Source organism: Streptomyces sp. NPDC005302 (assembly GCF_040607345.1).
In the GTDB taxonomy this organism is placed as follows: domain Bacteria; phylum Actinomycetota; class Actinomycetes; order Streptomycetales; family Streptomycetaceae; genus Streptomyces.
This window is the reverse complement of the sequence record NZ_JBEXGN010000041.1, coordinates 21,188-28,544: the sequence shown is the minus strand read 5'-3', so window position 1 is coordinate 28,544 and position 7,357 is coordinate 21,188. Positions and strand designations below refer to the sequence as shown.

7 protein-coding genes are annotated in these 7,357 nt (G+C 73.8%); 5 read left to right on the top strand and 2 right to left on the bottom strand.

All coding sequences use genetic code 11. The features are described 5' to 3' along the window. Positions 1 to 166: 166 nt before the first annotated feature. Together ABZT74_RS33950 and ABZT74_RS33945 are read right to left on the bottom strand one after the other, a co-directional pair. A complete protein-coding gene (locus ABZT74_RS33950) occupies positions 167 to 709 on the bottom strand; it encodes a hypothetical protein (RefSeq protein WP_356441244.1) in 543 nt (180 codons plus the stop codon). Positions 710 to 964: 255 nt separating this feature from the next. Beyond that, entirely contained in the window at positions 965 to 2,152 is a 1,188-nt protein-coding gene (locus ABZT74_RS33945) for a hypothetical protein (RefSeq protein WP_356441241.1), read from the bottom strand. A 558-nt stretch (positions 2,153 to 2,710) separates the two neighbouring features. Here ABZT74_RS33945 and epsC point away from each other — a divergent pair. The 5 genes from epsC (at position 2,711) to ABZT74_RS33920 (ending at position 7,357) form a co-directional block, all read left to right on the top strand. After that, entirely contained in the window at positions 2,711 to 3,280 is a 570-nt protein-coding gene (epsC, locus tag ABZT74_RS33940; RefSeq protein WP_356164605.1) for a serine O-acetyltransferase EpsC, read from the top strand. A 90-nt stretch (positions 3,281 to 3,370) separates the two neighbouring features. Next, a complete protein-coding gene (locus tag ABZT74_RS33935) occupies positions 3,371 to 4,348 on the top strand; it encodes a cysteine synthase family protein (RefSeq protein ID WP_356441238.1) in 978 nt (325 codons plus the stop codon). Beyond that, positions 4,345 to 4,812, top strand: a complete 468-nt coding sequence (locus ABZT74_RS33930) for a cupin domain-containing protein (protein ID WP_355871079.1) — start codon at positions 4,345 to 4,347, stop codon at positions 4,810 to 4,812. Before ABZT74_RS33935 ends, ABZT74_RS33930 begins: the two co-directional genes overlap by 4 nt. A gap of 72 nt (positions 4,813 to 4,884) precedes the next feature. Then, positions 4,885 to 5,856, top strand: a complete 972-nt coding sequence (locus tag ABZT74_RS33925; protein ID WP_356441235.1) for a DMT family transporter — start codon at positions 4,885 to 4,887, stop codon at positions 5,854 to 5,856. Positions 5,857 to 6,529: 673 nt separating this feature from the next. After that, entirely contained in the window at positions 6,530 to 7,357 is an 828-nt protein-coding gene (locus tag ABZT74_RS33920) for a cupin domain-containing protein (RefSeq protein WP_356441232.1), read from the top strand.

Sequence of the window (7,357 nt, the reverse complement as noted above, 5' to 3'; positions counted from 1 at the left end):
GCCCGCGGGGCCCCGGGCGCCCGGTGCCGGGGGGGGCGCCGGCCCGCCCCCCCCAGGCCGCCGCCCGCCGTTGTTCGCGGCGGGCATCGGCATGGGGTGCGCGGTTCGGCGGGTGAGGCGGACGCGGCGACCGGTGGACCCGGCGCTCGGGCTGTTCACCGCACGCTCAGGCGGCGATGACGTTGGGACCCTCGTCCCCGTTCGCCCGGGCCGCCACCACGTTGGGACCCTCGTCACCGTCCGCACCGGCCGTGATCACGTTCGGGCCCTCGTCGCCCTCGGCGGAGACCGCGACCACGTTGGGGCCCTCGTCTCCGTCGGCGCCCGCGACGGTGGCGGCGACGACGTTGGGACCCTCGTCACCCAGCGCGCCGGCGGCTGTCACGTTCGGGCCCTCGTCGCCCAGGACGCCCGCCGCGACGACGTTCGGGCCTTCGTCCCCGGCGGCAGCGGCGGCGATGTTGGGACCCTCGTCACCGGTCGTTCCGGCCGTGATCACGTTCGGGCCCTCGTCGGAGGCGGGGGCCAGGAACAGGCTGTGGTCCGAGGCAGGGTGCCCGGCGAGCGAGATGCCGAGGACGGCGTTCGGACCCTCGTCCGAGACCGGGCCCGCGGCCGTCGCGCCGGCGGCGATACCGGCGCCGAGGGCCAGGGTGATCGCCGCGTAGGCGAAGAAGCCCGCCGAGGTTCCGAAGCCCTTGCTGATCATGATGTCCGCCTTCTGTCGTCGCGGTGCGGTGCTGACAGAAAGAAAGGTCGCGTCCGGCGCTCCCGGCCCGTTCCGCGTCCGTTACCGCCCTGTCGGGCATGACGGGGAAGCGCCCGGGAACGGCATCGGCGGTGCTCGGGCCACGGTCTTCGCACCTCTCGGCGGCGCCGAAGAAGACCGCCCGCCCGACCCTCGCGGGCCGAACGGGCGGTCTTCGGGAACGGGTTCCCCCCGGACGCACGGGGGGCGGCGGGCTCAGATGTGGTCGGGTCGCCGGCTCACCTCCGCGCGCAGGAGACGTCCGACCGCGGTGACCGTCTCGGCGGCCTGCTGCGTCGACTCCGCGCTCAGCATCACGTGTCCCTCCGCGCCCGAGCCGTGGCCGGGGATGTCGTCCCCGGACGTGTACGGGAAGTGCACCCGGTGGACGCCGGGCAGTTCGGAGACCGCCTCCAGGCCGGACACCGACAGCAGCCGTCCCGTGGGAAGCCGGTAGGACGCGACGGCCGCGTACCGGTCGGCGGCCGGTACGCTCACGGGTTTCCCGGCGAGCGCCTGGACGAGCTCCTCGTCGGCGTCGAAGCCCGTCGCGAGCTCGATCAGCGAGGCCAGCGGCTCGTCCGGCCAGGCGGCCCGGGAACGCACCACGCGGGGGCCGTCGGCGGTCAGGACGACCACGGTGTAGGCGTAGCCGAACTCGTAACCGGCGAGGTCGAGAAGCTCGGTGACGATCGCGCGCGCCTCGGCCTCGTCCCGTTCCCCCAGGGGTGCCGGGAAGAGGTGACTGCTCGGATGCCAGGCGCCGTGCAGGGCCACGACACCCACCACCCGGTGCATGCCGTCGACGGTGAGGGTCACGACGCCGTACTCGGGGCCCTCCAGATACTGCTCCACCAGATACGAGCGCTCGCCGGCCGTCCCGTCCCGGGGGCCGGCGATCCCCGAGCAGGCGGGCAGGGTGCGTACGGTGACCTGCGCGCCGATCTCCTCGACGGCGGCGGGCAGTTCCTCCGCCGTACGGGCCCGGGCGGCCGGGACGTACGAGTGCCGGCTGCCGTTGAGCAGGGCCCGCATCGCCGCGGGTTCGCCGAGCAGCCGGGCCGCGTCGGCCGGGTTGGGGGTCAGTCCGAGGCGGGCCGCGGTCCCGGCGGCCGCGGGGAGTTCGGCGGTGCCGGCGCAGGCCAGCAGCCGCTGGCTCCCGTGGACGCGGGCCGACCTCTCGATCGCCTCGGCGAGGGCGTTCTCGTCCGTGATGTCGACGTGTTCCACCGGCACTTCGGGCGGGGCGTCGTGGGGCGGGAGGCCGTCCGTGAGCACCCGTACGGCGAACCCGGCCGCGACGGCCGCGCGCACCAGGCGGGGTGAGGGACAGAGCAGCAGCAGACGTTGCGGAGCACTCTCCGGAGGATCGGGCTCTCGGTGGCGGTCGGCCGTCGCACTCATGGCTGGCTCCTCGTCTCCTCGACGGCGGGCGGGACCGGACGGGCGTGATGCCCGCCGATGTCCCACGTGCCCCGGACAACTGGTAGTTCGTACATAGGTGGTTGCTTCCTCGCGCATAAGGGCGCCGGACCGGATCTCCTGGTCGTGCCCCACGCGTCCCGGCGCGGAGCGGCGCTCGACGGGAGTGTCCCGGCGGCCGTTCCCGGATCCCTCCCCGTGCGTTCCCGGCCCCGGCCGGATCGCGGCTCTCGTGGACCGGTGACCGGGGAACCGGCCGGGAAGGGATCGGGAACGGGGCGAGGCAGGCTCTGTCCGGGACCTCGACCTAGCACGGCGGCCGTCAGGATCCCCCTCGCTCCGCCGGGAGCACAAGCGCCCCCCACCCCGTCCCGGACCCCTCCGCGGCCGCCTCCCTTCCCCCGACTGGAGCCCCCCGTGAGCGCCACATCCCAGGAGCCCGCCTCTGTCCTGCCCTTCCGACGGGCCGGTGCGGACGCCGGCCGAGCCGTGCCGACCGCCACCGCCCCCGACCTCACCGGTACCGGTCTGCTGCGCCTGATGCGCGAGGACCTGCACGTCGTCGTCGAGCGCGACCCCTCCGTACGGGGCCGGCTTGAGGCGGCGCTGCACCCCGCGCTGACCGCGCTGTGGACACACCGGGTCGCCCACCGGCTGCACACCCGGGGGCACCGGATGGCGGCACGGCTGCTGGCCCGCTGGGCACGGCGGCTCACCGCCGTCGAGATCCACCCCGGGGCGGTGCTGGGCCGCCGTGTGTTCATCGACCACGGAGCCGCCGTGGTCATCGGCGAGACGTGCACGGTCGGCGACGACGTGACGATCTACCACCAGGTGACGCTCGGCGCGGTCGGCTGGTGGAGCGACAACAACCGTCCGCAGGGCGCCCGCAGGCATCCGGTGGTCGGCCGCAACGTCGTCCTCGGTACCAACGCCACCGTGCTGGGCCCGGTGACCGTCGGCGACGACGCCGTCATCGGCGCGCAGGCCCTGGTCAACAAGGACGTCCCGGAGGGGACGCGGATGCTGGCCGCCACCGCGACGACCGGCAAGCGGGGCCGCCCGTCCGAGGACGTCATCGCGAGCATCGCCTCGGCCGGCTCCTGGTAGCCCGGCGCCACGCCCCACGTCTCCGGCACCTCCCCACGGCCGCAGGCCCAACCGCCATCCACCGGACCAGAACTGACGAGGAATCACATCATGCGTACTCTCGCACCCCACACCTCCCGACCGCCCTTGGTCCGGCCGGCCGTCGCCGACGGCATCGACGACCTGGTGGGCTTCACCCCCCTGGTCCGCCTCAGGCTCGACGGACTCGCGGCGGGCGCCGAGATCCTGGCCAAGCTGGAGGCGGCCAACCCGATGTCCAGCAGCAAGGACCGGGCGGCGCTGTACATGCTCAAGGCGGCCGAGGCCCGGGGCGATCTCGCGCCGGGCGGCACCATCGTCGAGGCCACCTCCGGGAACACCGGCATCTCGCTCGCCGCCCTCGCGGCCGCCCGCGGCCACCGCTGCGTCATCGTCCTGCCCGACAACGCGACGACCGAGCGGGTCCGGCTGCTCGCGGCGCTGGGTGCCGAGGTCGTCCAGACCCCCGCCGACCGCGGCTACCCGGGCGCGATCGAGAAGGCCGAGGAGATCCACGCGGCCACCCCGGGCTCCTGGTTCCCCTGCCAGCACGAGAACGCGGACAACGTCGAGGCGCACTACGCCACCACCGGGCCGGAGATCACCGCCGCGCTCACCGCGACCGGACGCCGCGTCGACACGCTCGTCTGCGCGGTGGGCACCGGCGGGACGCTCACCGGCATAGCCCGGCACCTGCAGGAGCGGGACGCGGGCGTACGGATCGTCGCGGTCGAGCCGCTGGGGTCCCCGCTGCTGTCGGGCGGACAGCCCGGACGGCACCGTATCCCGGGCCTCAACGGCGGGTTCGTCGCCCCGACGACCGACGTCTCCCTGATCGACGAGGTGATCACGGTCAGCGACACGGACGCGCTGCGCACCGCCCGTGAACTCGCGTCCGGCCAGGGCCTGTTCGTCGGGGTCTCGTCGGGTGCGGCCGTGCACGCCGCTCACCTGGTGGCGGCCCGCCCCGAGTACCGCGACCGGACCGTCGTCACCGTCCTGCCGGACACGGGCGAGCGCTACCTGAGCATGTGGGAGGACGCCTCGTGACGCTCCTGGTCTCCACGCTCAAGAGGTTCGGCGACGCGGTCAAGGTCCGCATCGGGGAGACGACGACCACCCGGTACATCGCACTGGCCGAGACCACCGACGGCCGGCTCGGCATCTTCCACCACCACATGCTCCCCGGCGCCGCCGGAGCGGCCCCGCACTACCACACGCGCATCTCCGAGACGTTCTACGTCCTCAGCGGAGAGGTCACCGTGCACGACGGCACGAACTGGCACACGGCACACGCGGGCGATCTCCTGCACGTGCCCGAGCACGCGGTGCACGGCTTCCGCAACGAGAGCGACGCCCCGGCGGAGATGCTGATCATCTTCACGCCGGCGGAGAACCGCGAGGGCTACTTCACGAGCCTGGCGGAACTCCTGGCCGACGGAAACGTCCCGACCCGGGCCGAGATGGTGGCGCTCATGGAGAAGTACGACCAGTTCGAGGTCGACGAGCCCTGACCTCCCTCTCCCCCGTCCCCCGTCCCCCGTCCCCCGTCCCCCAACCGTTCGACAACTTCCAGGAGTCATCACATGAACCCCGTCAACTGGGCCCGCTTCGGCCTGCTCGCCGCCCTCTGGGGGTGCAGCTTCGCCTTCATCAAGGTGTCGCTCGACGCCTTCGAGCCCCTGCAACTCGCCTTCGGGCGACTCCTCGTGGGCGCCCTCGTCGTGTCGGTGATCCTCGCCGTGACCAAGGGCGCTCTCCCGGACCGGAAGGTGTGGGGACACATCGTCGTCGCCTCGGTGTTCGGCAACGTCGTGCCGTTCACCCTCTTCGCCGTCGGCGAGCAGCACACCACCGCCACCATCGCCGGTGTCATCCAGGGCGCCACCCCACTGGTCACCCTCGGTCTCGCCGCCCTCGCCATCCGTACGGAGAAGCCCACGGCCCGCAAGGTCACCGGCCTCGTGGTCGGCTTCGTCGGCCTGATCGTCGTCGTCGGGCCCTGGCGGACCCACGGCTTCGGTTCCCTCGGCGGCCAACTGGCCTGCGTCGGGGCGGCGGTCAGCTACGCGATCAGCTTCGTCTACCTGCGTCGCTTCATCGCTCCGCACAAGATCCCGGCGCTCGCCGTGACCGCCGCGCAGCTCACCTCCGCCATGGTCATCACCGGCGTGATCACCACGTTCACCATCGGCTGGGACCTGCCCGGCGAGCTGACGACCGGCCCGCTGCTGTCGCTCCTGGTCCTCGGCGGAGCGTCCACCGGTATCGCCTTCGTGCTGATGAACCGGCTCATCGCGGACGCCGGTCCCACCACGGCCTCCGGTGTCAACTACCTGGTCCCGGTGTTCTCCGTGATCGTCGGAGCGTCGGCCCTCGGCGAGTCCGTGACGTGGAACGTGCCGGTGGGCGGCGCCGTGGTCATCGCCGCGCTCGCGCTCGCCGAGGGCCGGCTGCCGCTGCCGTCCCGCCGTACCGCCGCCCCGCCCGTGGCCGCCCCTGCTCCCGCGTCCGCGCCCGACCGGTCGCAGGCGAACGTCCCCCAGGAGGCCTGCTGACCGGCCGACCGCCGGCCCGCACCACACGAACGCCGCACGGCGCGCTCCCGACCCCGGGGCGCGCCGTGCGGCGTTCGCGCGTACATGCGTCCACGCGTCCGGGGCCAACGGCGGGCGGTCAGGCGGTCAGGCGGTCAGGCGGTCAGGCGGTCAGGCGGTCAGGCGGTCAGGCGGTCAGGCGGTCAGGCGGTCAGGCCTCCAACGCGGACCCCAGCTGCGGGTGTTGGCCGTTGCCGGAAGCGGAGTATCGACATCTCGCCTGCCCCGATCCCCTGTTCCCCCGTTCCCCAGTTCCTCCGTTCCCCCGCTCCGGCTCCGCGGCCGGCCGATGTCCCGGTCCGCACCGCCGTCTTCCCGTGACCGCTCCCGGGGCCGGGAGCGACGTGGGACACGACCGGGAACCCCCCGCGCGAACCTTCGACAGGAGAAGGAAGAACGACCGCGGCGACCGCACCGGCCGCCGCCCCGGCTCCACCGAGCAACCGGTCCACGACCACGCAGTGGTGACACCCCGGCCATCCGGCACCGCTCCGCTCGCGTGCGACGGGCCGCACGATCCGCTCCCGCCGCCGGCGGCCGGCGAGATTCCGCCGGGAACCGCCCGCGCTCCCCCACAGCACCGGCAGGCCGACGCCACCGCGCCGGCCCTCGAACACAGGAAGCAGCCACCGGCATGCCCCCATCCACCGAAGCTCCCACCACCGCCCTCGGCGACGCCCGCATCATCACCGCGGCGGAGTTCGTGTTCCTCCCCGTCGCCGGGGCCGACCCCACCGCCCTTACCACGGTGGCGACCCCGGTCAGCCCGGCCGCCGGCGCCACCCATGTCACCCTCCACATCGTCCGGATAGCCGCCGGTGAGTCGTACACCCCCGAGCACAGCGCGGCCGAGGAGAACACCGTCGTGGTGTACTCCGGCACCGGGACCGCGGCCGTCGGCGACAACTCCCGTCCCGTAGAACGCGGTTCGGCCGCCTACGCCCCGACCGGCCAGGCCCTCGCCCTCAGCGCGGACGCCGGCGGAATGACGGCGTACGTGTGGCGCACCCCGCTCGCGGGAGCCCCCGTCGGCGGCGCGCCCGTCCTGCACTCCTCCCTCTGGGACGAGACCACCCAGCTGCGCGGCTTCGGCGGGACGGGACAGATCGACGCCGCCGAACGCCGGGCGACCATGAACTTCGTCTTCTGGCCCGGCACCGGCAGCAGCCGGCTGTGTCTGCACTGCGGCATCCAGCAGCCGGGCGAGACCTTCAGCGTCCACCTCCACCCCGACAGCGACGAGGCGTTCATCGCCTTCGAGGGCGTCGGCCAGATGTACCTGCGCGACCGCTGGATCGACGTCGCCGCGGGAGACGTGCTCTACGCGTCGCCCGGGGTCCTGCACGGCGCCCGCAACCCCCACACCGGTCCCACCGCCCGCCGCTTCGTCACCTGCGGTGGCCCCAGCCCCTACGACCCGGCGCTCTACTCCGCCGCCGGTCACTCCTCACAGGTCAGGTGA